This window comes from Streptosporangium sp. NPDC050855, assembly GCF_044456585.1.
Taxonomy (GTDB): domain Bacteria; phylum Actinomycetota; class Actinomycetes; order Streptosporangiales; family Streptosporangiaceae; genus Streptosporangium; species Streptosporangium longisporum.
The window spans coordinates 243,704-270,683 of the sequence record NZ_JBITFY010000013.1 but is presented as its reverse complement, the minus strand read 5'-3'; the positions used below and the strand labels follow the sequence as shown (position 1 = coordinate 270,683).

Below are 26,980 nucleotides of genomic sequence, written 5' to 3'. Positions count from 1 at the left end.
CCCTGGCCGCCTTGGCCGCCATCGTCGGGCCGGGCGTGCTCCCCCTGGCCGCGACGGCCGTGGGGCGGGCCCGCCCCCCCCCCCCCCCCCCCCCCCCCCCCCCCCCCCCCGCCCCCCCCGCCGCCCCCCCCCCCCCGGCGGCGCCCCCCCCCCCCCCCCCCCCCCCCCCCCCCCCCCCCCCCGCCCCCCCCCCCCCCCGCCCCCCCGCCCCCCCCCCCCCCCCCCCCCCCCCCCGACACCCATGTCGAAATCGGGAGTCGACCGATGACCACCATGACCGCCAAAGGGACCGTGAAAGGTCCGCGCGGGCGGAGACCGGGAGCCTTCCGGCGCGGCCTGCGGCGCAACCTCACCGCGTACGGCTTCCTGTGCGGGGCGCTGATCTGCTTCGCCTTCTTCTCCTGGTACCCGATGGTGCGGGAGGTGCTGCTCAGCTTCCAGCAGACGAACTTCGTCGACGACCCCGTCTGGGTCGGCCTGGACAACTTCCGCACGGTGACCGAGGACTCGGCCTTCGCCGACGCCTGGCTCAACACCCTGGCCTTCACCGGCCTGGCCCTGGTGTTCGGCTACGTCATCCCGTTCTTCGCGGCGATCGTGCTGAACGAGCTGCGCCACGCCAAGGCCTACCTGCGCTTCATCGTCTACCTGCCGGTCATGCTGCCCCCGGCCGTGGGCGTGCTGCTGTTCAAGTGGTTCTACGACCCGGGCGCGGGCCTGTTCAACCAGATCCTGGAGCTGGCGCACCTGCCCGCGCTGAGCTGGCTCGACTCCACCGACACCGCGCTGATCTCGCTCGTCATCGTCTCCACCTGGATGAACCTGGGCACCGGCACCCTGATCTACCTGGCCGCCCTGCAGAGCATCCCCAGCGAGCTGTACGAGGCCGCCGAGCTCGACGGCGCCGGGCTGTTCAAGCGCGTCTGGCACGTGACGATCCCGCAGACCCGGCTGATCCTGCTGGTGATGCTGCTGCTGCAGATCGTGGCGACCATGCAGGTCTTCATCGAGCCCTACCTGCTGACCGGCGGCGGCCCGGAGAACTCCACGCTCACCGTCGCCTACCTGATGTACCAGTACGCCTTCAACTTCGGCGACTTCGGCGCCGGAGGCGCGCTCGGGCTGATGCTCATGGTCGTGCTGATGGTGTTCTCCGCCTTCTACCTGCGCCTGTCGCGCGACGACCAGAGCTGAGGAGGTAGCGCCGATGTCGAACCTCACCGCCCGGCCCAGCCGCCCGACCCTCGTGAAGGACCCGGGACCCGGCCCCGCCGCCCCGCCCCGGCGCCCGCGCCGGCGCCGGAACAGGGAGCCCGACAGGCAGTTCCGCAGCCTGGTCTCCCCGCACACCCTCACCACCCCGCGCGGGCGGTTCCTCTACCGCCTGGTGCTGACCCTGGTGGTGGTGACCTTCACCGCGGTGTTCGTGTTCCCGCTCTACTGGATGGTCACCGGCGCGCTGAAGTCGCCCGAGGAACTCGCCCAGATCCCGCCCAGCTTCTTCCCCACCTCGCTCGACTTCGGGGTGTACGCCGAGGCGTGGGACCAGCTCGACCTGGGACTTTTCCTGACCAACACCGTCATCTACGCAGGCGGCGCCTGGCTGTTCACCCTGGCCATCGACGTCTCGGCCGCCTACGCGCTGTCGAAGCTGCGCCCGGTGCTGGGCAAGGCGGTGCTCGGCCTGATGCTGGCCACCCTGATGATCCCGCCGATGGTGATCCTGCTGCCCGCCTACCTGACGGTCAAGGACATGCCGATCTTCGGCTGGGACCTGCTGAACACCCCCTGGGTGATCTGGCTGCCGGCGGCGGCCAACGGCTTCTTCATCTTCCTGCTCAAGCGCTTCTTCGACTCGATCCCCAAGGAGCTGCTGGAGGCCGCGCAGATCGACGGCGCCTCGCCCGCGCGCATCCTGTGGTCGATCGTGCTGCCGGTCTCCCGTCCGATCCTGGGCGTGGTGTCCATCCTGTCGGTGGTCAACGTCTGGAAGGACTTCGTCTGGCCGCTGCTGGTGCTGCCCGACGGGGAGAAGATGACGATCAGCGTGGGCATCGCCTCGCTGTCGGCGCAGATGCCGCAGAACGTGCTCATCGCCTCGCTGGTGATCGCCAGCATCCCGACGATGATCGTCTTTTTGATCTTCCAGCGCAGCATCATGGCCGGTCTCACCGCCGGCAGCCTCAAGGGCTGACCCCGTCACCGGTGCCACCGGCGTCACCGGGCCCACCGATTCTCGACCGCCCCTTACCGCAAGGAGTTGTTCCAGCATGTCCGGCAGCATCTTCCCGGAAGCGACCCCGGACCCCGAAACGTGGTGGAGGGGGGCCGCGATCTACCAGGTCTACCTGCGCAGCTTCGCGGACGGCAACGGCGACGGGATCGGCGACCTCGCCGGACTCCGCGCGCGCCTTCCCTACCTCGCCGACCTGGGGATCGGCGCGATCTGGCTCAACCCCTGGTACCCCTCGCCGATGGCCGACGGCGGCTACGACGTGGCCGACTACCGCGACATCGAGCCGTCGTTCGGCACCCTGGCCGAGGCCGAGGCGTTCATCGCCGAGGCGCACGCCCTGGGCATCAAGACGATCACCGACATCGTCCCCAACCACGGCTCGGACCGCCAGGAGTGGTTCCTGCGGGCCCTGGAGGCCGGACCCGGCTCGCCCGAGCGCGAGCTGTTCATCTTCCGCCCCGGCCGCGGGACCGACGGCGAGCTCCCGCCCAACGACTGGCAGTCGATCTTCGGCGGGCCGGCGTGGACCCGGGTCGCCGACGGCGAGTGGTACCTGCACCTGTTCGCCCCCGAGCAGCCCGACTTCAACTGGGCCGACCCGCGGGTCGTCGAGGAGTTCCACGACGTGCTGCGCTTCTGGTTCGACCGGGGGGTGGACGGCATCCGCATCGACTCGGCCGCCCTGCTGGTCAAGGAGATGGACGGCGGGGGAGGACCGGAGGCCTACACCGACCTCGACGGCGTGCACGACATCTACCGCGGCTGGCGGCAGGTGGCCGAGCAGTACGACGACCGCATCCTGATCGGCGAGGTGTGGCTGCCCGACCAGGAGCGCTTCGCCCTCTACCTGCGCCCCGACGAGATGCACACCGCGTTCAACTTCGACTTCCTGGCGTGCGCCTGGGAGCCGGGCGCGCTGCGCCGGTCGATCGACCTGACCCTGGCCACGCACCTGCCGCTGGGGGCGCCCCCCACCTGGGTGCTGTCCAACCACGACGTGACCCGCCCGGTCACCCGGTACGGCAGGCCCGACACCTCCTTCGACCACGCCGACCGCAAGCACGGCATGCCCACCGACCCGGTGCTGGGCGAGCGGCGGGCCCGCGCCGCGGCGCTGCTGGCGATGGCCCTGCCCGGAGGCCTGTACGTCTACCAGGGCGAGGAGCTGGGGCTGCCGGAGGTGGAGGACATCCCCGCCGAGCTGCGCCAGGACCCGATCTGGTTCCGGTCGGGCCACACCGACCTGGGCCGCGACGGCTGCCGGGTGCCGCTGCCGTGGTCGGGCGACGAGCCGCCGTTCGGGTTCGGCACGGGGCGGCCGTGGCTGCCGCAGCCGCCGGAGTGGAAGGCGCTGACCGCCGAGGTGCAGGCGGGCGACCCCAGCTCGATGCTCACCCTGTACCGCAACGGCCTGCGCCTGCGGCGCGAGCTGCTCGGCGACGGCACGCTGACCTGGCTGGACGCCCCACAGGAGGTGCTGGCCTTCCGCCGGGACTCGGGCCTGGTGTGCGTGGTCAACCTCGGCACCGAGCCGGTGCCGCTGCCGGAGCACGAGTCGGTGCTGCTGGCCAGCGGCCCGCTGGAGGGCGGGACGCTTCCCGGCGACACCGCGGCCTGGCTCCGCACGGCCTGATCCGCAGACCTGATCCGCAGACCTGGTCCGCACGGCCCGAGCGGCCCGCGCATCCTGCCCGCGCGTGTCCGCCCGGACGCCGCGCGCCCGTCCCGCCCGCGTGAGTCCGCTCGCGCGGGCGGGACGGGCGTGGATCCGGTCCGGCCGACCCCTTGCTGATCTACTTTGTAAAGGCGGGGGTCCGTAGAGCACCCACCGCGAAGGCGACGAAGAAGGCCAGCAGGGCGGGAACGGCCAGGGCGCGCGGCAGGCCCATCAGTTCGGCGATCCCGCCGATCAGCACGGGCCCGGTGAGGAAGCCCACGTACCCCAGGCTCGCCACCCGGGCCAGCGCCCGCCCGGCGCGGGCCGGATCGTGGCGCCCGGCCGCGGAGAAGACCTGGGGCACGATGCACGACAGCCCCGCCCCGAAGCAGCCGAACCCGATCACCGCTGCGACCGGGTGACCGGCGAGCAGGGCCAGGCCGAGGCCGCCGGCGGCCAGCGTGCCGCACGCGCGCACCAGCGTCACCGGTCCGAGCCGGGCGGCCAGCCTGTCCCCGGCGAGGCGTCCCGCGGTCATCATGATCGAGAAGGCGGCGTAGGCGGCCGCGGCGAACCCCTCGGAGCTTCCCAGGTCCTGGCTCAGGTAGACCGAGCTCCAGTCGGCCACCGCCCCCTCGCCGATCATGCAGCAGAAGGCCAGCACGCCCAGGAGCAGTACGCCGCGGCCGCCGCGGGCCGGTGGTGGCGTGGCCGCGGGGGTGGTGGGGTGGGGGGTGGGGGAGAGGGCCCAGCGGGTGGCCCAGAACGCGAGGACGGCGATCACGGCCGCGACGGCGGCGAACGTCGCCCCGGGGCCGAAGGCCGCCTGCGCGAGCAGCCCCCCGGTGGTGGCGCCGAGGAAGCCGCCGATGCTGAAGACCGCGTGCAGGGAGGACATGATGGGTCGGCCGAGGGCCCGCTCCACCTCGACGCCGTTGGCGTTCATCGCCACGTCCAGGGTGCCGTGCACCAGGCCGAAGGCGAACAGCGCGACGGTCAGGCCGGCCAGGCCGGGCATGTGGGCGGGCAGGATCAGCACGACGCTCTGGGCGAAGGCCATCGGCAGCATCACCCTGACGCTGCCGTAGCGGTCGACGAGGCGGCCGACGACCTGCATGCCGGCGATCGCCCCGGCGGCGATGCCGAGCAGGCCGATGCTGAGCTCGCCGTCGCTCAGGTCCAGGTTCTGCTTGATCGAGGGGATGCGCGCCGTCCAGGTGCCGATGGCCATGCCGGACAGCAGGAACAGCAGGCAGACCGCGACTCTGCCGCGGAGCAGGGTGGCCCGCTCCGATGAGGTGACGTGCATGGGAGGGACTCCCGTCGGCCGTCGGACCGGGTGGATCCGGGTGGGTGGTGGGGCATGGGTCTGGGTGTGCGGGGATCGGGACGCGGAGAGGCGGGGGAGCGGGGCGGAGGAGATCGCCGCGTCGGGGGACGCCGCCGGGGGACAGGGGAGACGGGAAGGCGGGGGAGACGGCAGGGGACGCGGCGGGAGGCGTGGGGGCTGGGCCCGTGGGCGGTGACCGTCCGAGGGGGGCGTACCGGCGAGGGGGTCAGACGGTGCGGACGGTGACGCCCGCCGCGGTCATGGCCTCGTGCTCGCCGGGCGGCAGGGCGGTGTCGGTGACGACCGTGTCGAGCCGGTCCAGCGGGCAGACCGCGCCGAAGGCGGTGCGGGTGAACTTGCCCGAGTCGGTGGCGGCGATCACCCGGCGGGCGGAGGAGATCGCCGCCTGTTTGACGGCGAGGTCGGACAGGTCGTGGGCGGTCAGGCCGTGCTCGGCCGACAGGCCGCAGCAGCCGATGATCGCGGTGTCGAACCGCAGGGAGCGGATGGCGTTCTCGGTGAGCGTCCCGGTGAGGTTGAGCTCGCCGGGGCGGACCTCGCCGCCGGGGAGCACCAGGCGGATCCGGGGGGCCGTGCTGAGCTCGGCGGCCGACTGCAGGCAGAGCGGCAGGACCGTCAGGCGGCGGTCGCGGATCGCGCGCGCGATCTCCAGGCAGGTGGTGCCGCTGTCGAGCAGCACGGCCTCGCCGTCGGCGAGCAGGGCCGCGACCTCGGCGGCGATGCGGCGTTTGGACTCCAGGGCCTCGCGCTCGCGTACCGCGAAGGGGGGCTCCTCGCCGCGCAGCAGCAGGCTCACCGCGCCGCCGCGGACCCGTCTGACCACGCCCTGCTGGGCGAGCTCGTCGAGGTCGCGGCGGATGGTCATCTCCGACACGGCGTGCGCGGCCGCGAGCTCCGCCACCGAGACGACGTCGGTGACGCGCAGCGCCGACATGATCTCCCGGATCCGATCGTTACTCTCCACGTGTTCATTTGAACATGGACTGCGTTCGTTTCGCAAACGTGCGGGACAATGGGGCATGCGCGCGAGTCGGTTGCTCTCCCTGCTCCTGCTCCTGCAGACCAGGGGACGGATGACGGCCCCCGAGCTGGCCGAGGAGCTGGAGGTGTCGGTCCGCACGGTCTACCGGGACGTGGAGGCGCTGTCGTCGTCCGGGGTGCCGGTCTACGCCGACCGGGGACCGGCCGGCGGGTACCGCCTGCTGGACGGCTACCGCACCCGCCTGAACGGCCTGACCCCGGCCGAGGCGTCCTCGCTGTTCCTGGCCGCGCTGCCCGGTCCGGCCGCCCAGCTGGGGCTGGCCGAGATGGCCGCCAACGCGGAGATGAAGATGCTCGCCGCGCTCCCGCCCGAGCCGCGCTCGCACGCCTCCCGGATGCGCGAGCGCTTCCACCTGGACGTCCCCGGCTGGTACGGGGACGCCGACGAGACGCCCTTCCTGGGGGAGGTCGCCGAGGCGGTGTGGGAGCAGCGCCCGCTGCGCATGACCTACCGCCGCTGGGGGCCGCGCGACGTGGAGCGCGTGGCGCACCCGTACGGCCTGGTCATCAAGGGCGGGGCGTGGTACATGGTGGCCTCCGCCGGGGCGGGCGGGCCGCGCACCTACCGGGTGGCGCGGATCCTGTCGGCCGAGCTGCTGGAGGGCCGCTTCGAGCGTCCCGAGCGGTTCGACCTGGCGGCCTTCTGGCAGGGGTACGCGACGGAGTTCCGCGAGCGGCGGATGTACAACGGCGAGGCCGTGGTGCGGCTGGAGCCCGGCGCCGACGAGCTGCTGCGCCACACCGTGGGCCGCGAGATCGTCGACGCGGCGCTGGCGGCGGCGGGCCCGCCCGACCGGGACGGCCGGGTGGTGCTGCGCCTGCCCATCGAGTCGGTCACGCACGCCCGCTGGCTGCTGCTGCGGATGGGGACCCAGGTGGAGGTGCTGGAGCCGGCCGAGCTGCGGGAGCTGATGAGAACCGCGATCGCCGGTCTGGCGCGGCTGTACGGGGTGCGGCCGGACTGACCGGCCGGACACCCGCGGGCGGGTACGGCGGTCAGGGCGCGAGCGTGGTCTCGGCCAGCTCGCGCCAGTCCCCCCGCTCACCGGCACGGACCGCCTCGGTGAAGGCCGCCTCACCCAGGCGCCTCCGCGCCTCCGCGGCGATCCTGGAGACGTCCGGCAGCGAACGGTCCGGCGTGCCGCGTACGACGTCGCCGGCCGCGAGCAGCCGCGCGGCCCGCTCGTGGTGGCCCTGGCGCAGGGCGAGGTCGGCGATCCCGACCAGCACCTCGGCGATCAGCGGCGGGTACCCGTACCCCACCGCCACACGGAACGCCTCGCTCCGGTGCGCGCGGGCCTCGTCGAGGTCCTCGGTGAGGTAGCCGTACAGGTCCCTGGCCTTGACGTTGAAGGAGGCGCCGTCGCCCAGCACGGTCCGTACCGTGGCCAGGTGCCGGAGCGCCGCCTCGGGCTCGCCGCGCCAGCGCGCCAGCTGCGCCTTCGAGAGCGCCAGCTCGACCGGCACGTCCGGCCAGGTGATCCCGCCCGCGCACCGCTGCGCCTCGGCCATGGCGAAGGCGCAGGAGCGCTCGTCGCCGAGCAGCCAGTACAGCTGGGCCTGCCGCGCCCGCAGGATGACCCCGTCCTCGGTCGCGCCCACCTCGGTCAGCGCCGTGGCCGCCTCCTCGTGGTGCTCGCACGCGCGTGCGAACTCCCCGCGCATGGCGAGCCGGTCGGCCAGGAAGGTCAGCGCCAGCGAGATCCCCCACCGGTCGCCCAGCGTGCGGAACTCGGCCAGGGCGGTCTGGATGTCGGTGTCCACGTCGGTCTCGTCGCCGTCGAGCGTGAGCCGCCACCGGCCACGGGCCAGCCGGGCCTGCGCGCGCACCCATGGATCGTCGTCGGCGATGAGCGGCTCGAACGCGGGCAGGACCTCCGCCGGATCCCGCAGCATCCGCTCCAGCGGCTCGACGAACCCGAGCAGCGGGTTCCGGTAGCCGCCGCGCCGGGTGAGCCGGTGCGCCTCGTGGATCCACTCCCGTGCCTGGTACTGGTCGCCACCGGGCCCGGAGGTCATGAACACCGTCACGATGGTGCACGCCATCGCCCGTGTCTCGTCGGGCACCTCACCGGGCAGCGAGGTCGCCGCGACGCTCAGCTCGGTGCCCTCGACCCGGTGCCCGGTGAGGAACCAGTACCACCCCGCGGCCGCGACCAGCCGCATCGCCTCCCGGGCCCATCCGGCGGCGATCGCCCCGCGCAGGGCCGCGCCGATGTTGTCGTGCTCGGCCTCCAGCACGGACAGCCACTCCAGCTGACCGGCCCGGCGCAGGTGCGGATCGGCCGTCTCGGCCAGCTCGACGAAATAGGCCAGGTGCGCCCGGCGCGCCGCCTCGGCCTCCCCGGCCTCGGCGAGCCGGTGCGCCGCGTACTCCCTGATGGTGTCGAGCATGCGGTAGCGCGGCGTGCCCTCGCCGTCGGCGACCAGCAGCGACTTCTCGATCAGCGCGGTCAGCACGTCGAGCACCTGCTGCCCGGCGAACACGCCGGGCCCACCAGGCCCACCGGGCCCACCGGGATCGGTATCCCCGCACACCCGTTCGGCCGCCTCCAGGCTCGCCCCGCCGGAGAACACCGAGAGCCGCCGCAGCACGGCGCGCTCGGTCCCGGTCAGCAGGTCCCAGCTCCAGTCCACCACCGCGCGCAGCGTCCTGTGCCGGGGGAGCGCCGTACGGCTGCCGCCGGTCAGCAGGCGGAACCGGTCGTCGAGCCGGCGTGCCAGCTGGTCGACGGACATGGTGCGCAGCCGTGCCGCGGCCAGTTCGATCGCCAGCGGTATCCCGTCGAGCGCCCGGCAGATGCGCGCCATGGCCGCCAGGGTGTGCGCGTCGGAGCCGATGTCCTTGCGGACCAGTTCCGCGCGGTCGCGCAGCAGCCGTACCGCGGGGGAGGAGCCGGCCTCGGCGGGGCCGGCTCCCGCCGCGGGCAGCGCCAGCGGCTCGACCTGCCACAGCACCTCCCCGGTGATGCCGAGCGGTTCCCTGCTCGTGGCCAGGATCCGCAGCCTGCGGCACTCACCCAGGAGCCGGTCCGTGAAGGCCGCGGCCGCCTCGATCACGTGCTCGCAGTTGTCCAGGATCAGCAGGATCGCGCGATCCCGGAGCGCGGTGACGAGCCGGTCCATGGCCTCCCCGCCCCGCGCGCCACCGAGCAGTGCCTGGTCGCGCAGGCCGATCGCGGTGAGGGCTGCCTGCGCCAGGTCACCGCCCGCCCGTAGCGAGGCCAGCTCGACCAGCCACGCCCCGTCCGGCAGCCCGGCGAGCATCGTCCGCGCGGTCTCGGTGGCCAGCCTCGTCTTGCCGGAGCCGCCCGGCCCGGTCAGGGTGACCAGCCGGTGCCCGTCGGCCAGGGCGGCGACCGCGGCGGTGTCGCCGTCCTTGCCGACGAAGCTCGTCAGCTCGGCGCGCAGGTTCGTCCTGCGGTGCTCCGCCCGCTCGCCCAGCTCGCCCCGCAGCAACGCGGTGTGCAGCGCGGAGAGCTCGGCCGACGGATCGGTGCCCAGCTCCTCGGCCAGCAGCTCGCGCGTCCGCCGGTAGACGGTCAGCGCCTCGGTCGTACGCCCCGCCTCGGCGAGCGCCCGCATCAGGGCCGCCACGAAGCCCTCCCGCAGCGGGTGGGCGGCGACCAGCCCGGTCAGCTCGGGGACCAGCTCCGAGCCGCGGCCCAGGCGGATGTCGGCGTCCACCCGGTCGCCGAGCGCGGTGACGTGGAGCTCCTCCAGCCGCGCGACCGCGGCGTCGAACGCGTCGCTGTCGCGCAGCGCGATGTCGGCCATGGCCGTACCGCGCCACAGTGCCAGGGCCGAGCGCAGCAGATCGGCCCGCTCCGCGAGCCCGGCGAGCCCGGCGAGCCCTGAGAGCTCCGCGGGGCCGGTGGCACGGGCCCGGCCGACCAGGTGCTCGAACCGGCACACGTCCACGGCGTCGGGGGGCACGGCCAGCCGGTAGCCGCCGGCCTCGGCCTCGATCACGCCGTCCGGCAGGACCCTGCGCAGCCTGGACACCAGGGCCTGCAGGGCGTTCGCCTCGTCGGCGGGGGGCCGCCGCCCCCAGATCCAGTCCACCAGCCTCGTACGCGAGACGATCCGGCCGGGTTCGAGGGCGAGTGCGGCCAGCAGCGCGCGCAGCCGGACCCCGGGCACCTCCACCACGGCCCCGTCGCAGGTGCGGACCGCGAAGGGCCCGAGCAGTTCAACTCGCACACCGGCCATTGTGCCGAACCGCGGTGGCGCCCGAGCCGGTCGCGAGGCCGCTCGCCGGGCCGGCCGGCCTGGGTTCCGGCGCGGCCGGGCCCCTCCTCGCCGATCGGGTCGCCGCCGGTGAGGCGTGGCGTCCACCGGACGCGGTGCCCGCGGCCCGGTGCGGCGTCGGTGGCCGTGTCAGCACGGTGACGGCCCCGTGTCAGCGCGGTCGGCGATGGTGGGCGTCATGAACGGCTCGGCGGGCACGGCCCCGGGGTCACGAGTCGGTGCGTCACCCGCACGGACACGGTTCCGGCGGCCGTCCCGGACCCCGGGCGCGGCGTGGCCCCCGAGCCGTGCCGGACACCTGCCACCGCGAGACAAGGAACGATCATGGGCGAGTCCCTGCACACCGTCGCCACGATGCCGGCCGCGCGCCGGCCCGGCTGCCCCTTCGACCCGCCCGCGGAGCTGATCGAGGCCCGCGAGCACGGCCCGATCAGCCGCCTCCCCTTCCCCGACGGGCACCGGGGCCTGCTGGTCACCGGGTACGACCTGGTCCGGTCGGTCCTGGCCGACCCGCGGTTCAGCTCCCGCAGGGAGCTCATGCGCCACCACCCGCTGGTCGACTACGGCGACATCGAGGTCCCCCCGGCTCCGCCCGGCGAGTTCCTGCTGATGGACGAGCCACAGCACGGCCGCTACCGCAGGCCGCTCGTGGGCAGGTTCACCGTGCGGCGGATGCGCCGGCTCACCGAGCGCATCGAGCAGATCACCACCGAGCACCTGGACGCGATGGAACAGGCCGGGCCCCCGGCGGACCTGGTGACCGCGTTCGCCAGGCCCATCCCCTCCGTCGTCATCTGCGAGCTGCTGGGCGTCCCGTACGCAGACCGCGGCTCCTTCCAGGACAACATCGACACCTTCCTCGGCGGGGAGGCCGGTGACCAGGAGCTGATCGCGGCCTACACCGCGACCCAGGCCTACCTCGCCGAGCTGGTGGCCGCCAAGCGCGCGAACCCCACCGACGACGTGCTCAGCGACCTGCTCGACGGCGACCTGACCGACGAGGAGCTGAAGGGCATGGCCCTGATCCTGCTGTCGGCCGGGTTCGACACCACCGCGAACATGCTCGCGCTGGGCACCTTCGCCCTGCTGCGCAACCCCGGTCAGCTGGCCGCGTTGCGCGCCGAGCCCGCGCTCATCGACGGGGCCGTCGAGGAGCTGCTGCGCTACCTGACCGTCGCCAAGCAGTTCACGAGGGTCGCGCTGGAGGACGTGGAACTGGGCGGTCACACCGTCGAGGCCGGCACGACGCTCATCCTGTCGTACAACACCGCCAACCGTGATCCCGAGCGCTTCACCGACCCGCACACGCTGGACCTGCGCAGGCAGCAGGGCGGGCACCTGGCCTTCGGCCACGGCGTCCACCAGTGCCTGGGCCAGCAGCTGGCCCGCGTCGAGCTGCGCGTCGCCCTGCCCGCGCTGTTCGACCGCTTCCCCACGCTGCGCCTGGCCGTAGGTGCCGAGGAGATCGCCCTGCGCCCGGAGGCCGCCGACATCTACGGCGTCAAGAGCCTCCCGGTCACCTGGGACGCGTCACCGTCCCGCGGACCCCGATCCCATCGAATGACGACGGCCCCGACACGACCCGTGCGAGAGTGACGAGAACGAGAACGAGGACGGGGACGCGCTCGGCCGCCGCCCCCGCGCAGGCCGTCGGCGACCGGTAACCTGCACCTGACCGCGCGCCCCTGTCCACGCCGGTGTTCCAACCTGGAGCCCCTCGGCGGAGTTGTTTCCTTACATGGACCGTTACGAGGGGTTCCACGAGTTCGTACGCGCTCGCCAGCAATCGCTGATGCGGACGGCGTACCTGCTCACAGGGAACGCCCATCTCGCCGAGGACCTGTTGCAGACGGTCCTCATCCGCGTCGCCTCCCACTGGGGCAAGCTCGCCAAGGGCGGCAACCCCGAGGCGTACGCCCGTAAGGCCCTGGTGAACCAGAGCCTGTCCTGGCGCCGGCGCAGGCACGTCGAGCTGCTCGGAGCCGAACTGCCCGAGCTCGCCGAGTCCCGGCAGCCGCACGACGAGACGACCGTGCGCCGTCTCGTCCTGCTCCGCACCCTGGCCCAGCTCACCGCCAAGCAGCGGGCGGTGATCGTGCTGCGCTTCTACGAGGACTGCTCCGAGCACGAGACCGCCCGGCTCATGGGCGTCTCGGTCGGCACCGTCAAGAGCCAGACGAACTACGCGCTGGCGAAGCTGCGCGCGCTCACCCCCCAGGAGGTGTACCGATGAACATGCTTCGTGAGGACCTGCACGCGCTGGCCGAGCAGGCGCCCGCCGTCGACCTGGCGGCCCGGGCGGTGCGGGGCGCGCGCAGGAGGCGCGCGACCCGTCTGGCCGTGGCGGCCGCGGCCGTGACCTGCCTGATCGCGGGCGGTGGCGCCGCGCTGGTCCAGCAGGTACGCCCCGAGCCCCCGGTCGTGCTCACCCCGCCGCCGGCCAGGACGGTTCCGCTCCCCGCCAGGGGGGTCGGCCCGGCCGTCCAGGCGTACATGCCGGTGTGCCGAGTCGGCTTCGAGCCGTGCGGCAGGCACGTCTGGCTGCTGGTGACGGACGGGGGCGACACCACCTACGAGCTGCCCGAGGTGTCCTCGCAGGGGCCGCTGGCGATCACCGCGGACGGCCGCAGGATCGCCTATTTCAGCGCGGAACACCGCAGGATCGTGGTACGGGACCTGGCGAGCGGCAGGGTGTGGAAGGCGCCGCTGAAGCAGCCCGCCGAGGACTTCGCGGTCGAGTTCTCCCTGCGGCTGTCCCCCAGCGGGCTGCGGTTCATCGTGTCGGGATGGGGCGGAAGGCGGGAGCCGAACAAGCTGGTGGACGTGGAGCGGGGGACCGTGACCGACCTCGGGCGCGGGTGGTGGCCGGTGAGTGTGGGGGACGGGTCCGGGCCCGTCGTCCTGGCCATGCCCTATGACATGACCAGCCGGGTGTGGGTGCTCGGCCACGAGCCGATCAGCATCGGGCACTTCACGTATGACTACAGCGCGCTCGCTCCTGACGGGAGGACCCTGGCCCGGGTGGAGAGGAGCGGCGATCCGAAACGGCCGGCCACCCTGCGGCAGGGCGGCTCGATCGTCGTCTTCGACGCGATACGGGGCGGCCGGGAGAGGCGTACCCGCATATCCGGCATGCCGGAAGGGTTTCATGCCAGACACCTGGGTGCCTGGTTGAACGCCACGGAGGTGACCATGCTGGCCACGGCGGAGGAGCCGGGCCGGCCGTCGGTGCTCTACGCGGTGGACGTGCGGACGGGCCGGGGCAGGGAACTGCGCACGCTTCGCAGGGCGGGAGCGACCGTCGTCGCGGGGCTGGTGCGCTGACCGCGAGGGAGCCGGCCGCGAGAGGACCCGACGGTTCCGTCAGGGCCGCCGGTTCAGCGGTCCGGCCCCCCTCTATTAATCTACATTTTAAAGGCGATCTGTCGATTACAAGATCATGTACAAGAGCGCCGACAGGGAGGGAGAGGCCGGCCGGGAGACGCAGGACGGCTTCCGAGGGGGCGAGGATGGCGGTTTCAGCGGCCAGGTCCAGCTCACCGCGCCGGGGCGTCCGAAGTCCGCTCCCCGTCCGGGGACGTGGCCGGTTATTTTTTCGCCAGGGAGGTGTAATTCCAGCTCAGGCCGGTAGCACGGGGGAAAGGAGGAACGATGGATCTGACTGCCACGACAACCATCCGCAAGCCGGCGTCCGAGCTGTACGCGTTCTGGCGGCGCCTGGAGAACCTCCCGACGTTCATGTCCCACCTGGACGAGGTGCGGTCGACGGGCGAGCGGACGAGTCACTGGACGGCGAGCGCCCCGTTCGGCCGCACGGTCGAGTGGGACGCCGAGATAACCGACGAGGTGCCGGGCGAGCGGATCGGCTGGCGTTCGAGCGCCGACGCCGACGTGCCGAACGCCGGGAAGGTGTGGTTCGTTCCCGCGCCGGACGGTGAGAGCACCGAGGTGCACGTGCTGCTCGTCTACGACATCCCCGGCGGCGCGCTGGGCAAGGCGGTCGCCACGTACTTCGGTGAGGAGCCGCACCAGCAGATCGACGACGACCTGCGCCGGCTGAAGCAGGTGCTGGAGACCGGTGAGGTGGTGCGCTCGGACGGGGCTCCGTGGGGCAAGCAGGCCCGCAAGGAGTTCCCGCAGCGTCCGGCGCAGCCGCTGTCGGCCGAGGAACTGGAGAAGGGGGCACTGGCATGAGGGCCAACACCTGGGCCGGGCGCAACAAGGTCGAGGTCCGCGACGTGCCGGACCCGACGATCCTCAGTGGCCGTGACGCGATCGTGCGGATCACCTCGACGGCGATCTGCGGTTCGGACCTGCACCTGGTCGACGGGTACGTGCCGACGATGCAGGACGGCGACATCCTGGGCCATGAGTTCATGGGCGAGGTGGTGGAGGTCGGTTCCGCGGTCGCCCCGGAGAGGCTGCGCGTCGGTGACCGCGTCGTGGTGCCGTTCCCGATCGCCTGCGGCGCCTGCGCGGCGTGCGCGGCCGAGCTGTACTCCTGCTGTGAGAACAGCAATCCCAACGCCGGGATCGCGGAGAAGATGTACGGTCACCCGGTCGCGGGGATCTTCGGGTACTCGCACCTGACCGGCGGGTTCGCCGGTGGGCAGGCGCAGTACGCGCGGGTGCCGTTCGCCGACGTCGGCCCGTTGAAGATCGAGTCGGGGCTGAGCGACGAGCAGGTGCTGTTCCTGTCCGACGTCCTGCCCACCGGTTACATGGGGGCCGAGATGTGCGACATCCGCTCCAGTGACGTCGTCGCGGTGTGGGGTGCCGGGCCGGTGGGGCAGCTGGCCATGGACAGCGCCAGGGCCCTGGGGGCGGCGAAGGTCATCGGGATCGACAAGGAGCCGTACCGGCTGCGCATGGCCGAGGAGGCCGGTCACACGGTCGTCAACTTCGACGAGACCGACGTGCGCTCGGAGCTGCTGGAGCTGACCGGCGGGCGCGGCCCGGACAAGTGCATCGACGCCGTCGGGCTGGAGGCGACGCACGGCAGTGCCCACATCGGCGCCTACGACCGGGTCAAGCAGGCGGTGCGCTCGGAGACCGAGCGCCCGCACGCGCTGCGGCAGGCCATCATGTCGTGCCGCAGCGGTGGCATCGTGTCGGTGATCGGCGTCTACGGGGGGCTGCTGGACAAGTTCCCGGCCGGGGCGTGGATGAATCGGTCCCTGACGCTGCGCACGGGCCAGTGTCACGTGCAGCGTTACATGAAGCCGCTGTTGCAGCGCATCGAGCGGGGTGAGATCGACCCGACCCGGATCATCACGCACACCCTGCCGCTGGAGCAGGCGGCGCACGGCTTCGACATCTTCAAGAACAAGCAGGACGACTGCGAGAAGGTCATCCTCAAGCCCTGATCCCATCGGTTCGGCGGTGGCGGGCGGTGGTCACCACGGGCGGTGGCCACCGCCCTTCGCGTTCCCGGGGTTGCCGGACTTCTCGGACTCGACAGGTAGTGAAGTACGTATTGATCTTCTTTCTTATTATGCCGACGGGGGCGACGGGGCGGACGACGAGGGGCTCACCATCGGCGACCTGGCTCGGTCGGCCGGGGTGAGCTCGCGCAACGTCACCGGCCTGGTCGACACCCTGGAGCGCGACGGGCTGGTACGGCGCGTTCCCGGCCGGCGCGACCGGCGCTCGGTCCTGGTCCGGATCACCCCCGCCGGGCGGGCGTGGATCGACGCGTTCCGCCGGCCGACCCAGGCCGCCATGGCGGCGATCTTCCAGGGCTTCACGCGTGCCGAGCTGACCGGGTTGCGGCACCTGTGCCTGCTGCTGGCCGACAACCAGCACCGCGTCTCGGAACACCTCGGCCGGGCCCTCGTGGGACGGCCGGACCACCCCGGCGACGCGCCGGGGGATCGGCCCTGAGCCGCACCCGCCCGCCGACCGGCCGGTGCGGCACATCCCGGCGTGTTCCCCGGGCCCGGCGGACACGTCCGGGCCCTCACCGCTCACCGCTGACCCGAGGATCCCGAGGGTCACGCAGTCAGGAGACCGGCACATGGCTTCCATCCGTACGGAGGTCGTCATCGACTCCCGCCCCGAGCGGGTGTGGGAGGCGATACGCGACGTGGGCGCGGTGCACCGGCGCCTGCTGCCCGGCCGTGTCGTCGACACCCGTATGGAGGGCGACGTCAGGATCCTGCTCCTCCCGGGCGGGACGGTCGTCCGGGAGCTGATCGTCGACGTCGACGACACCGCTCGCCGGCTCGCCTACGCGGTGATCGGCGGCACGCGGCAGGCCGTCACCCACCACCACGCCTCGTTCCAGGTCTTCGCCGAGGGGCCGGACCGCAGCCGGCTCGTCTGGCTGACCGACCTGCTGCCGCACACGCTGGCGGCGCAGACCCGCGTGCGCGTCGAGCGGGGCGCGCAGGAGATGAAGCGGACGCTGGAGGAGGCCGGGACCGGCTGACCGTACCGCGCTGACGCGTCGCCTCCGGCGGAGGGCCGGGGGTGGGACGCGCCGGGCCTGACGTGATCGTGCACGGGCGGCCCGGCGCGTTTCTCAGGGTTCGCCGCCGGGCTCGTCGTCGCGCGGGGGAGAGGGGGGCAGGTTCCAGCCCTGCTCGACCGACGAGCGGCAGCGGCCGGGGTCGTCCCCGGCGCTGACGAACAGCGCGGTCAGCAGCGGGACGCCGTGGGCGAGCGCCTGGCGCGGCAGGGGGCCGGTGGCGACCAGGGAGGCCAGGCCGTGGCCGATGGTCCAGCTCTGCGTCGCCAGCTCCAGCGGGTCGACGTCGCCGCAGAAGCGGCCGGCGTCCCTGGCCTGTTCGGCGGCGCGGACCATGTAGTGCAGGCTCTCGTCGGCGGCTCGGGAGTCCTCCAGGTCGAAGGTGGCGTCGAACATGACCCGGTACAGGTCGGGGTTGTCCAGGGCGTTGGACAGGTAGGCGGCGCCCAGGGCGGCCAGGTCCCGTACCGCGTCGGCCGTGACGGTGACGGTGGCGAGCCGGACCGCCAGGCGGGAGAAGCCCTCCTGGCGCACCGCCTTCCACACCCCGTCCATGCCTCCGAAGTAGGTGTAGACGGCCATGGTCGACACCCCGGTCCCGGCCACCAGGGAGCGCAGGGTGACGGGCTCGCGGGACCGGAGCATCTGCGCGGCGCGCTCGATGAGCAGCGAGCGGGCCGCGGGGTTCTTCGTCCTCGCCATGACACCACAATATATAGCGATGCTATGGTTTTCTATGCATGGCATTGCTATGGTTTCGATGAACACCCCGCGTATCCCCGGCAGACGAAGGAGCAGGTCATGGCCGTCACTTTGATCAACCCGGACGGACTACCCAAGCCCGAGGTGTACCGGCAGCTGTCGGTCGCCACCGGATCGAAGCTGGTGTTCCTGGCCGGTCAGGTCGCCCGCGACGCCGACGGGGGGAAGGTCGGCGAAGGCGACCTCGCCGCCCAGGCCGAGCAGGCCTACCTCAACGTCGCCACCGCGCTGGCCGCGGTCGGCGGCTCCTTCGACGACGTGGCCAAGCTGACCGTCTACGTGGTCGACTGGAGCCCCGACAAGCTGCCCCTGCTGGGGGAGGGGGTCGCCCGCGCGGCCGCCCGGCTGGGCGTCGACCCGGTCAAGCCGATCACGCTGCTGGGCGTGGCGGCCCTGGGTGAGCCCGACCTGCTGATCGAGGTCGAGGCCACCGCGGTCCTCGACTGACCGCACGAGGGGCGCGGGCGACGGCGGGGCGCCCCGCCCTGGACGGGAGGCGCCGGGGGCGGGCCGGGCTCGGCGCCGGGCACGTCGTTCTGGACGGGCATGAGGCTCAGGCGGGCCGTGCGGGGGCGCGGGTGGGCTCGGGCCCGTTCGCGCCCCGACGGCAACTTATTGATCTACATTGTAAAGGCGATCCCTGAAGTTCAAGATCATTTATAGCGGACTAAAGACTCATCACCCAAGAAAGAGAGCCCGTCATCGGGACGCGGGGGTGCGCAGTGCTCCCGCGGAGGCGGCCATGAAGAGGGCGAGCACGGCCGGGATGCCGAGGGCGGCGGGCAGGCCGACGAGTTCGGCGGCGGCGCCGATGATGGCGGGACCCGCCAGGAGGCCGGCGTAGCCGACGGTGGCGACCTGGGCGATGGCGCGGCCGGCGGTGACGGGGTCCTGGTTCCCGGCTGCGGAGAAGACCTGGGGGACGATGGGCGCCAGGCCGAGGCCGAACAGGGCGAATCCGGCGAAGGCGATGGGGATCTGCGCGCCGAGGAGTGCGCCGCCCAGGCCGAGGGCGGCGATGAGGCCGGAGTAGCGGACCAGGCGGGTGGGCCCGAGGCGCTGGGCGAGGTGGTCTCCGGCGAAGCGGCCGATGGTCATGGTGGCGGAGAAGACGGCGAAGGCGGCGGCGGCGACGGGTTCGGAGGCGTTGAGGTTCTGGAAGAGGTAGACGGCCGTCCAGTCGTTGGCGGCGCCTTCTCCGACGAGGCCTGCGAAGGAGACGACTCCCATGAGGATGATCCAGCGGTTCCAGGGGGCGCGTCGTGGGGTGGGGGTGTGCGGGTCGCCGTTCGGGTCGGTGGGGTGGGGGGTGGTGGGGAGCAGGTGGCGGCGGACGTAGAGGGTGGCGAGGGCGAGGGGGAGGCCGACGGCGGTGAGGGTGGCGGCGGCGTTGAGGTCGAGCCAGGCGAACAGGCCGCCGATGGCGGCGCCGGCGAGGACGCCGATGCTGAACATGCCGTGGAAGGAGGACATCAGGGGGCGGCCGTAGGCGCGTTCGATCTCGACGCCGTGGGCGTTCATGGAGACGTCGACGCTGGCGCTGATGAGGCCGAACAGGAAGAGGGCGGCGATGAGTGCGGGGAGGTCGGGGGCGTATCCGGGGAGGGTGATGACGAGGGCGGTGGCGATGGCTGCGGGGGGCAGGAGGCGGGCGCTGCCGAGGCGGTCGCTGAGGTGTCCGGCGAAGCGCATGCCGAGGACGAGGCCGAGGGCTGCGGCGAGGAGGGCGTAGCTGATCTGGCCGTCGGTGAGGTGGAGGGTGTTCTTGACGTCGGGGATGCGGGCGGCCCAGGCGCCGGAGACGGTGCCCAGGAGGATGAAGAAGTAGCAGACGGCGGCGCGGGCGTTGGTGTGGCGGCGGGTGGGAGTGGTGGTCACGGTGGTCCCGGCTGTGTGGGTGCGCGCCGTCGGTGGGGGGTGTCGGGTGCGCGTGGGGTACGGGGTCGGTGGTGCGGGGTGGGTGGTGCGGTGTCGGTGAGCGGGTCGGTGGGTCAGTGGGGCAGTGGGTGGGTCAGTGGACGGAGAATCCTCCGTCGACGCAGATGGTCTGGCCGGTGATGTAGGCGGAGGCGTCGCCGGCGAGCAGGACGGCGATGCCTGCGAAGTCGGCGGGGAGGCCGTTGCGGCCGATCATGGTGCGGGCGGCGAGGGCTTCGACGCGGCCGGGGATGGCCTGTGCGGGTTCGGTGAGGGGGGTCAGGACGAAGCCGGGGATGATGGTGTTGGCGCAGACGCCGTGGGGGGACCAGGCTTCGGCCTGGGAGCGGGTGAGGCCGGTGAGGGCGGCTTTGGAGATGCCGTAGGCGCCGCTGTTGCCGAAGGCGCGGTGGGATTGCTGGGAGCCGATGTTGATGATGCGTCCCCAGCCGCGTCGTGCCATGCGGGGTCCGAAGTGCTGGCCGAGGAGGTAGGGGGTGGTGAGGTTGAGGTTGATGGTCTGTTGGTAGTCGTGGGGGGTGAGGTCGTTCATGTGGGGGCGGATGTTGTTGGCGGCGTTGTTGACGAGGATGTCGATGTCGCCGAAGAGGGCGGGGGCTTGTTCGATGACGCGGTCGAGGTCGTGGGGGTCGGCGAGGTCGGCGGTGATGGAGGCGGCCTGGATGTCGTGGTGGTGGAGTTCGGTGACGGTGCGGGTGAGGGGTTCGGGGCGGCGGGCGGTGATGACGACGTTGGCGCCGGCGCGGCCGAGGGCGTGGGCGATGGCGTGTCCGATGCCGGAGCTTCCGCCGGTGATGAGGGCGGTGCGTCCGGTGAGGGAGAACAGGTCGTTGGAGGGTGTGCTCACAGCGACGGAACCTATCATCCCATGTTTGGGTGGGGGGAGGTCTCGTGCAGGGTGAGGGCGGCGTTCTGGAGTTTGTCCATGACGGTGGACAGGTCGCGCAGGGTGGGGGTGTCGAGGTGTTGCAGGACGCGGCGGAACTCGTTGAGGCCGGCGTCGGCGATCTGCTCGATGAGGGTGTGGCCGGCGGGGGTGAGTTCGATGCGGCGGATGCGGCGGTCGTGGGGGTCTTCGCGGCGGGTGACGAGGCCGTGGGCGACGAGGCGGTCGACGATGCCGGTGACGGTGCCGAGGCCGACGTCGAGGTGGTGGGAGAGTTCCTGGCCGGTGGCCGAGCGGCGTAGTGACAGCAGCATGATGACGTTGAGCTGGCGCATGGTGAGGTTGGAGTCGAACAGGGGTGAGGAGGGGCGTTGTTGGGCGAACAGTCGTCCCAGGTCGCGTTGGATGGCGCCGATCTGGTGGATCAGTTGTTCGCGTTCGTCGTTCACTCTCACCTCTCGGTTCCTGAGAAGGTTATCAGGATGGTTTGCTTCGTTAAATATTCGTATCAGGCGAAGTGTTAGTCTGGGGCAAATCTTGTCGTGACATCCCTTTAGGAGTCCGCCCCCATGACCTCCCTGGCCAGGTTGAGCCTCGCCAACCGCAGCCTCGTCATAATGATCGCGTTGGTGCTGAGCGCGTTCGGCGTCTTCGCGATCCCGTCGCTGAAACAGCAGCTGCTGCCGTCGCTGTCGTTTCCGGGGGCCTTCGTGATCGCTCCCTACGGCGGCGCCTCTCCCGAGATCGTCGAGGAGCAGGTCACCGAGCCGATCGAGAACAGCTTCCAGGGGCTGGAAGGCATGGAGGAGATGACCTCGACGTCCCGGGAGGGGATGTCGCAGGTGCAGGTGGCGTTCGAGTACGGCACCGACATCGACGCCGCGGTGTCGGACATGCAGCAGGCGTTGTCGCGGATCGAGACGCAGCTGCCCGAGGGGGTGGATCCGCAGGTCGTGACCGGCGGGACCGACGACATCCCGGTGATGCAGCTGGCGGTGGGCGACGCCGGTGACCAGCGGGTGATGGCCGAGCGGCTGGAGCGGCTGATGGTGCCGCAGCTGCAGGCCATCGAGGGGGTGCGGGAGGTGTCGGTGACGGGCACCCGCGAGGAGGTCGTGACGATCACCCCGGACCCGAAGCGGCTGGCGATCGTGGGGTTGCCGGCGTCGGCGGTGGCGGACGCGTTGCGCGCCAACGGCCAGCCGGTCCCGGCGGGCAGCCTGACCGAGGACAAGATGTCGCTGACGGTGCAGGTGGGCAAGCGGGTCACGACGCTGGAGGAGCTGAAGAAGCTGTACCTGACGCCGGCCGCGCCGGCGCAGCAGCCCCAGCAGGGCCAGCAGCAGGGCAGGCAGGCGCCCGGTGGCGGGGGAGGAGCCGCCCAGCAGGCGCAGCTTCAGCAGGCCCAGGCGGCGCAGGCGGCGCGCAGGCAGGTGACGCCGCCTGCTCTCAAGCCGGTACGGGTGCAGGACGTGGCCACGGTGGAGCGCGAGCTGGCCGAGGGCACGTCGCTGACGCGTACCAACGGGCAGCCGAGCCTGGGGGTGTCGGTGACGATGTCGCCGGGCGGCAACGCGGTGGCGATCTCGCACGAGGTGCGCGAGAAGCTGCCGGAGCTGGTGCGGGCGATCGGTGACTCCTCTGAGGTGACGGTGGTCTTCGACCAGGCGCCGTACGTGGAGCGTTCGATCGAGGACCTGACGACGGAGGGTCTGCTGGGGCTGGCGTTCGCGGTGCTGGTCATCCTGGTGTTCCTGCTGTCGGTGCGCTCGACGCTGGTGACGGCCGCCTCGATCCCGCTGTCGGTGGTGATCGCGCTGATCGCCCTGTGGGTGGGGGACTACTCGCTGAACCTGCTGACCCTGGGGGCGCTGACGATCGCGGTGGGCCGGGTGGTCGACGACTCGATCGTGGTGCTGGAGAACATCAAGCGTCACCTGGAGTACGGCGAGGCCAAGCGCAAGGCGGTGCTGGCGGGGGTGCGCGAGGTCAGCGGCGCGGTGACGGCCTCGACGCTGACGACGGTGGCGGTGTTCCTGCCGATCGCGGTGGTGGGCGGCATGGTGGGGCAGCTGTTCGCGCCGTTCGCGATCACGGTGACGGTGGCGCTGCTGGCGTCGCTGCTGGTGTCGCTGACGGTGGTGCCGGTGCTGGCGTACTGGTTCTTGAGGGCGCCGGTGCTGTCGGCCGAGCAGGCGCGTGCCGCGCGGGAGAAGGCCGAGGCCAAGGAGCTGCGCAGCCCGTTGCAGCGGGCCTACCTGCCGGTGCTGCGTTTCGCCACCCGGCGGCGGCTGGTGACGCTGCTGGTGGGCCTGGTGGTGTTCGCCGTGACGATGGGCCTGGCCGGGCGGCTGGAGACCAACTTCATCGACTCCTCGGGGCAGGACACGGTCTCGCTCAGCCAGAAGATGCCCGCGGGCACGGACCTGGCGACGACGGACGCGGCGGCCAAGAAGGTGGAGGAGGTGCTGGCCTCCCTCAAGGGGGTCAAGGACTACCAGGTGAACGTCGGCGGTGGCGGCGGGTTCCTGGGCGGGCTCGGCGGCGGCGCCGGGGACCGGGCGTCGTACTCGCTGACGGTCGAGGAGGGCAGCGACGCCGGGGTGCTGCAGGACACGCTGCGCGCGCGGCTGAAGGAGCTGAGCGGGGTCGGGGAGGTCACCGTGGGCGGTGGCCAGGGCGGTCCGACGGGCGGCGCGACCGATCAGCTGCAGGTGATCGTGCAGGCGCCGGACGTGGCCACGCTGCGTACCGCGGCCGAGTCGGTGCGCACGACGATGGCGGGCCTGGAGGGGTTGCGTGACGTCACCTCGAACCTGGAGGCGGGCGCCGAGCGGGTCGAGGTGCGGGTGGACCGGCGCAAGGCCGCGGCCCGGGGCCTGACCGAGGTGCAGGTCGGCCAGCTGGTGGCGCAGCGGTTCCGCGGGGTGCCGATGGGCGACATGACGCTGGACGGCCGCAGCGGCGCGGTGGTGCTGAGCGGCGGGGAGGCGCCCGAGACGGTCAAGGAGGTGCGGGCGCTGGAGCTGCCGACGGCGGCGGGCGTGGTGAAGCTGTCGCAGGTGGCCGAGGTGGCCAGGGCGCAGGGCCCGGCGCAGATCACCCGTATCGACGGCGAGCGCAGCGCGACGGTGTCGGGTACGGCGACCGGCAGTGACCTGGGTGCCACCACGACGGCGCTGACGGCGAAGCTGGAGGCGTTGTCGCTGCCGGCGGGGGCGACCTTCACGGTGGGCGGGGTCAGTGCCGACCAGGCCGAGGCGTTCGGGCAGCTGGGGCTGGCGATGCTGGCGGCGATCGCGATCGTCTTCATGATCATGGTGGCGACGTTCCGGAGCTTCGTGCAGCCGCTGATCCTGCTGGTGTCGGTGCCGTTCGCGGCGACCGGCGCGATCGGGCTGCTGCTGGCCACCGGGACCCCGATGGGCGTGCCCGCGCTGATCGGCATGCTGATGCTGATCGGGATCGTGGTGACGAACGCGATCGTGCTGATCGACCTGATCAACCAGTACCGGGCGCAGGGGATGGGCATCGTGGAGGCGGTGATCGAGGGGGGACGGCGCAGGCTGCGGCCGATCCTGATGACCGCGGTCGCGACGATCTTCGCGTTGGTGCCGATGGCGCTGGGCCTGACCGGTTCGGGAGGGTTCATCTCGCAGCCGCTGGCGATCGTGGTGATCGGCGGCCTGCTGTCGTCGACGCTGCTGACGCTGGTGCTGGTGCCGACCCTGTACGTGATGGTGGAGCGGCTCAAGGAGCGGCTGCGGCGCAGGCCCAAGGCCACCCCGGGCGCCACCCCGGGCGCCACCCCGGGCGACGGCACGGACGGCCCCGCGGACGGTCCCGCGGACGGCGCGGGGGACGGTGCTAGGGACGCTGCCCCGGCCCAGGGGCAGCACCGTGCCGAGCCGAAGGTCTACGACAGGGACGACCTGACCCCGGCGCCCTCCCCGGCGCCCTGACAGGGGCCCGTCCGCACGAGAGCCGCGGGACCCGGGCACACCGCCCGGCCCCCGCGGCTCTCGCCGTTCCCCTGATCTCCCCCCGGTCTTTGTCCGCACGTGGCGGCGGCCCCTGCGCCGGGCGGGCGCGCGGGGCCGAATATACTGACGCAACGTGACTGCCAAGCCGCGTGTCCCCAATGTCCTGGCCTCCCGCTACGCCTCCGCGGAGCTGACCCGCCTGTGGTCGGCGGAGTACAAGGTGGTGGCCGAACGGCGCCTGTGGCTGGCCGTGCTGGCCGCGCAGGCACGCCTGGGGGTGGCGGTGCCCGAGCAGGCGATCGCCGACTACGAGAAGGTCCTCGACCAGGTGGACCTGGAGTCCATCGCCGCCCGCGAGCGCGTCACCCGCCACGACGTCAAGGCCCGCATCGAGGAGTTCAACGCCCTGGCCGGGCACGAGCACGTCCACAAGGGCATGACCTCCCGCGACCTGACCGAGAACGTCGAGCAGCTGCAGATCCGCGACAGCCTGCTGCTGGTGCGCGACCGGTGCGTGGCGCTGCTGGACCGCCTGGCGCGCCTGGCCGCCGAGCACTCGCAGCTGGTGATGGCCGGGCGCTCGCACAACGTGGCCGCCCAGGCCACGACGCTGGGCAAGCGCTTCGCCTCGGCCGCCGACGAGCTGCTGACCGGCTTCACCCGCCTGGAGGAGCTGATCGGCCGCTACCCGCTGCGCGGCGTCAAGGGCCCGGTCGGCACCGCCCAGGACATGCTGGACCTGCTCGGCGGCGACGAGGAGGCCCTGGCACGCCTGGAGGACGAGGTCGCCGATCACCTGGGCTTCGCCCACCGGCTGACCAGCGTCGGGCAGGTCTACCCGCGCTCGCTGGACTACGAGGTGCTCAGCGCGCTGGTGCAGCTGGCCGCCGCGCCGTCGTCACTGGCGAGGACGATCCGCCTGATGGCCGGGCACGAGCTGGTCACCGAGGGGTTCGCCCCCGGCCAGGTCGGATCGTCGGCCATGCCGCACAAGATGAACACCCGCTCCTGCGAACGCGTCAACGGCCTGGCCGTGGTGCTGCGCGGGTACGCGTCCATGGCCGGGGAACTGGCCGGCGACCAGTGGAACGAGGGCGACGTCTCCTGCTCGGTGGTGCGCCGGGTGGCGCTGCCGGACGCGTTCTTCGCCTTCGACGGGCTGGTGGAGACGATGCTGACCGTGCTGGAGGAGTTCGGCGCCTTCCCCGCGGTCGTCTCGGCCGAGCTGGAGCGCTACCTGCCGTTCCTGGCGACGACGAAGATGCTGATGGCCGCGGTACGGGCCGGGGTGGGCCGCGAGAGCGCCCACGAGCTCATCAAGGAGCACGCGGTGGCCTCGGCGCTGGCGATGCGCGAGGACGGCGCGGGCAACGAGCTGCTGGCCCGGCTGGCCGCCGACGAGCGTTTCCCGCTCGACGAGGCCGCGCTGCGGGCGCTGCTGGCCGACCGGGTCTCCTTCACCGGCGCCGCCTCCTCCCAGGTGGAGGCGGTCGTGGCACGGATCGGGGAGATCACCGGCCGCCACCCGCGGGCGGTCGCCTACCGGCCCGGGGCGATCCTCTGAACGGTGGGCCCGTCGCGCTGCGGGACGTGACCGAGCTCGCGGCGGCCTGTGACGACGACTCGCTCGTGATGTGGGGGGCGCAGGGGCTACGGCCCGGCGTGCGCGCCTGGGCGCTGGGGGAGGCGGTCGCGGTCACCTGCGCCGACCTCAACCGCCGCGACCGCATCACCGTGCGCGGCCCGGCCGGGCAGGTGCGGGCACTGGTGGAGCACGCCCTGGCCGAGCTGGGCCCCTCCTACCGGATGGTGGGCTCACGCGCCCTGGTGGAGGAGGTCGTGGCCGGCTGGCCGCGGCTGCGGATCGCGGGCTCGTTCGAGTGGATGGACACCCACCGGCCCCCGCCGCCCCCCGCGGGCCGGCACGCCGCGCGGGCCGGCGGTGCGCGGGCGGGGTGGCTGCCGCCGGCCCGCGACGGGGAGGTCGCCGCGCTGCTGGCGTGCGCGGCTCCCTCCTCCTGGGCGGTACCGGGCCTGACGGGGATACGCCGCTGGGCCGGGGTGTGCCACCCTGCCGGTGCGGAAGGCACAGAGGGCACAGAGGGCACGACAGAGGGCACGGAGGGCGGGCTGGTCGCGGTGGCCGCCGACGCCTGGTCCAGCCCCCAGGTCGGCTTCGTCGCCGGGGTGGCCACCGCCGTGGCCTGGCGCGGCCGCGGCCTGGGGGAGGCGGTGTGCCGCTTCGCGCTGGGTGAGCTGGTGGCCGCGCACGGCCGCGCAGCCCTGATGGTCGACACCGACAACCACGCCGCGATCGCCGTGTACGAGCGGCTCGGGCTGCGCGGCCGCCCCCTCGCGGCCGCCTCCGCCGAGCAGCCCTGAACCGGCCCCGCACCGACCCGCCCG

General features: G+C 72.7%; 22 protein-coding genes. 15 read left to right on the top strand and 7 right to left on the bottom strand.

Annotated features, from left to right (window positions below; all coding sequences use genetic code 11):
• Positions 1-264: 264 nt before the first annotated feature.
• From ACIBCT_RS26140 to ACIBCT_RS26130, 3 genes are all read left to right on the top strand, one after another.
• Complete coding sequence (locus tag ACIBCT_RS26140; protein WP_399192799.1) at positions 265-1,194, top strand: carbohydrate ABC transporter permease; 930 nt, start codon at positions 265-267, stop codon at positions 1,192-1,194.
• 13 nt (positions 1,195-1,207) lie between these two features.
• Entirely contained in the window at positions 1,208-2,194 is a 987-nt protein-coding gene (locus ACIBCT_RS26135; protein WP_399192797.1) for a carbohydrate ABC transporter permease, read from the top strand.
• A gap of 76 nt (positions 2,195-2,270) precedes the next feature.
• Positions 2,271-3,869 (top strand): glycoside hydrolase family 13 protein, encoded by a 1,599-nt coding sequence (locus ACIBCT_RS26130; RefSeq protein WP_399192795.1) that lies wholly within the window; start codon positions 2,271-2,273, stop codon positions 3,867-3,869.
• A 160-nt stretch (positions 3,870-4,029) separates the two neighbouring features.
• Here ACIBCT_RS26130 and ACIBCT_RS26125 read toward each other — a convergent pair whose 3' ends face one another.
• Together ACIBCT_RS26125 and ACIBCT_RS26120 are read right to left on the bottom strand one after the other, a co-directional pair.
• A complete protein-coding gene (locus ACIBCT_RS26125; protein WP_399192793.1) occupies positions 4,030-5,202 on the bottom strand; it encodes an MFS transporter in 1,173 nt (390 codons plus the stop codon).
• A gap of 247 nt (positions 5,203-5,449) precedes the next feature.
• A complete protein-coding gene (locus ACIBCT_RS26120; protein WP_399192791.1) occupies positions 5,450-6,208 on the bottom strand; it encodes a DeoR/GlpR family DNA-binding transcription regulator in 759 nt (252 codons plus the stop codon).
• A gap of 55 nt (positions 6,209-6,263) precedes the next feature.
• Between ACIBCT_RS26120 and ACIBCT_RS26115 the strand changes: the two genes are divergently transcribed.
• On the top strand, positions 6,264-7,250 hold the full coding sequence (locus ACIBCT_RS26115; protein WP_399192789.1) for a helix-turn-helix transcriptional regulator: 987 nt from the start codon (positions 6,264-6,266) through the stop codon (positions 7,248-7,250).
• Between the two features lie 31 nt (positions 7,251-7,281).
• On the opposite strand, the gene ACIBCT_RS26110 is transcribed toward ACIBCT_RS26115, so the two are convergent.
• Entirely contained in the window at positions 7,282-10,497 is a 3,216-nt protein-coding gene (locus ACIBCT_RS26110) for a BTAD domain-containing putative transcriptional regulator (RefSeq protein ID WP_399192787.1), read from the bottom strand.
• Between the two features lie 363 nt (positions 10,498-10,860).
• On the opposite strand from ACIBCT_RS26110, the gene ACIBCT_RS26105 reads away from it, so the two are divergent.
• The 7 genes from ACIBCT_RS26105 to ACIBCT_RS26075 all read left to right on the top strand — a co-directional run bounded on the left by ACIBCT_RS26105 (position 10,861) and on the right by ACIBCT_RS26075 (position 16,966).
• Complete coding sequence (locus ACIBCT_RS26105) at positions 10,861-12,132, top strand: cytochrome P450 (RefSeq protein ID WP_399192785.1); 1,272 nt, start codon at positions 10,861-10,863, stop codon at positions 12,130-12,132.
• A gap of 142 nt (positions 12,133-12,274) precedes the next feature.
• A complete protein-coding gene (locus tag ACIBCT_RS26100) occupies positions 12,275-12,769 on the top strand; it encodes a SigE family RNA polymerase sigma factor (protein ID WP_399192783.1) in 495 nt (164 codons plus the stop codon).
• The gene (locus tag ACIBCT_RS26095) at positions 12,766-13,860 is read left to right on the top strand and encodes a hypothetical protein (RefSeq protein WP_399192781.1); all 1,095 of its coding nucleotides are present in this window, start codon (positions 12,766-12,768) and stop codon (positions 13,858-13,860) included. Before ACIBCT_RS26100 ends, ACIBCT_RS26095 begins: the two co-directional genes overlap by 4 nt.
• A gap of 327 nt (positions 13,861-14,187) precedes the next feature.
• Positions 14,188-14,730, top strand: coding sequence for an SRPBCC family protein (locus ACIBCT_RS26090; RefSeq protein WP_344907417.1), 543 nt, complete (start codon positions 14,188-14,190; stop codon positions 14,728-14,730).
• On the top strand, positions 14,727-15,902 hold the full coding sequence (locus tag ACIBCT_RS26085; protein WP_399192779.1) for a zinc-dependent alcohol dehydrogenase: 1,176 nt from the start codon (positions 14,727-14,729) through the stop codon (positions 15,900-15,902). The genes ACIBCT_RS26090 and ACIBCT_RS26085 overlap by 4 nt, the downstream gene beginning before the upstream one ends.
• Positions 15,903-15,972: 70 nt before the next feature.
• Entirely contained in the window at positions 15,973-16,419 is a 447-nt protein-coding gene (locus ACIBCT_RS26080) for a MarR family winged helix-turn-helix transcriptional regulator (RefSeq protein ID WP_399192777.1), read from the top strand.
• A 133-nt stretch (positions 16,420-16,552) separates the two neighbouring features.
• Positions 16,553-16,966 carry an SRPBCC family protein gene (locus ACIBCT_RS26075; RefSeq protein ID WP_399192775.1) on the top strand — a complete coding sequence of 138 codons (414 nt, stop codon included), beginning with the start codon at positions 16,553-16,555 and terminating at the stop codon, positions 16,964-16,966.
• Between the two features lie 93 nt (positions 16,967-17,059).
• On the opposite strand, the gene ACIBCT_RS26070 is transcribed toward ACIBCT_RS26075, so the two are convergent.
• Positions 17,060-17,707, bottom strand: coding sequence for a TetR/AcrR family transcriptional regulator (locus ACIBCT_RS26070; protein ID WP_399192774.1), 648 nt, complete (start codon positions 17,705-17,707; stop codon positions 17,060-17,062).
• A gap of 99 nt (positions 17,708-17,806) precedes the next feature.
• On the opposite strand from ACIBCT_RS26070, the gene ACIBCT_RS26065 reads away from it, so the two are divergent.
• Entirely contained in the window at positions 17,807-18,214 is a 408-nt protein-coding gene (locus ACIBCT_RS26065) for a RidA family protein (protein ID WP_399192771.1), read from the top strand.
• 252 nt (positions 18,215-18,466) lie between these two features.
• On the opposite strand, the gene ACIBCT_RS26060 is transcribed toward ACIBCT_RS26065, so the two are convergent.
• From ACIBCT_RS26060 to ACIBCT_RS26050, 3 genes are all read right to left on the bottom strand, one after another.
• Positions 18,467-19,645 carry an MFS transporter gene (locus ACIBCT_RS26060; RefSeq protein WP_399192769.1) on the bottom strand — a complete coding sequence of 393 codons (1,179 nt, stop codon included), beginning with the start codon at positions 19,643-19,645 and terminating at the stop codon, positions 18,467-18,469.
• A 133-nt stretch (positions 19,646-19,778) separates the two neighbouring features.
• Positions 19,779-20,552, bottom strand: a complete 774-nt coding sequence (locus ACIBCT_RS26055; protein ID WP_399192767.1) for an SDR family NAD(P)-dependent oxidoreductase — start codon at positions 20,550-20,552, stop codon at positions 19,779-19,781.
• Positions 20,553-20,566: 14 nt separating this feature from the next.
• Positions 20,567-21,046, bottom strand: coding sequence for a MarR family winged helix-turn-helix transcriptional regulator (locus ACIBCT_RS26050; protein WP_399192765.1), 480 nt, complete (start codon positions 21,044-21,046; stop codon positions 20,567-20,569).
• A gap of 114 nt (positions 21,047-21,160) precedes the next feature.
• Between ACIBCT_RS26050 and ACIBCT_RS26045 the strand changes: the two genes are divergently transcribed.
• From ACIBCT_RS26045 to ACIBCT_RS26035, 3 genes are all read left to right on the top strand, one after another.
• Positions 21,161-24,553, top strand: a complete 3,393-nt coding sequence (locus tag ACIBCT_RS26045; protein ID WP_399192763.1) for an efflux RND transporter permease subunit — start codon at positions 21,161-21,163, stop codon at positions 24,551-24,553.
• A 154-nt stretch (positions 24,554-24,707) separates the two neighbouring features.
• A complete protein-coding gene (gene purB, locus ACIBCT_RS26040; RefSeq protein ID WP_399192761.1) occupies positions 24,708-26,138 on the top strand; it encodes an adenylosuccinate lyase in 1,431 nt (476 codons plus the stop codon).
• A 26-nt stretch (positions 26,139-26,164) separates the two neighbouring features.
• Positions 26,165-26,956: a GNAT family N-acetyltransferase gene (locus ACIBCT_RS26035; RefSeq protein WP_399192759.1), complete on the top strand. Its 792-nt coding sequence runs from the start codon at positions 26,165-26,167 to the stop codon at positions 26,954-26,956.
• Positions 26,957-26,980 lie beyond the last annotated feature (24 nt).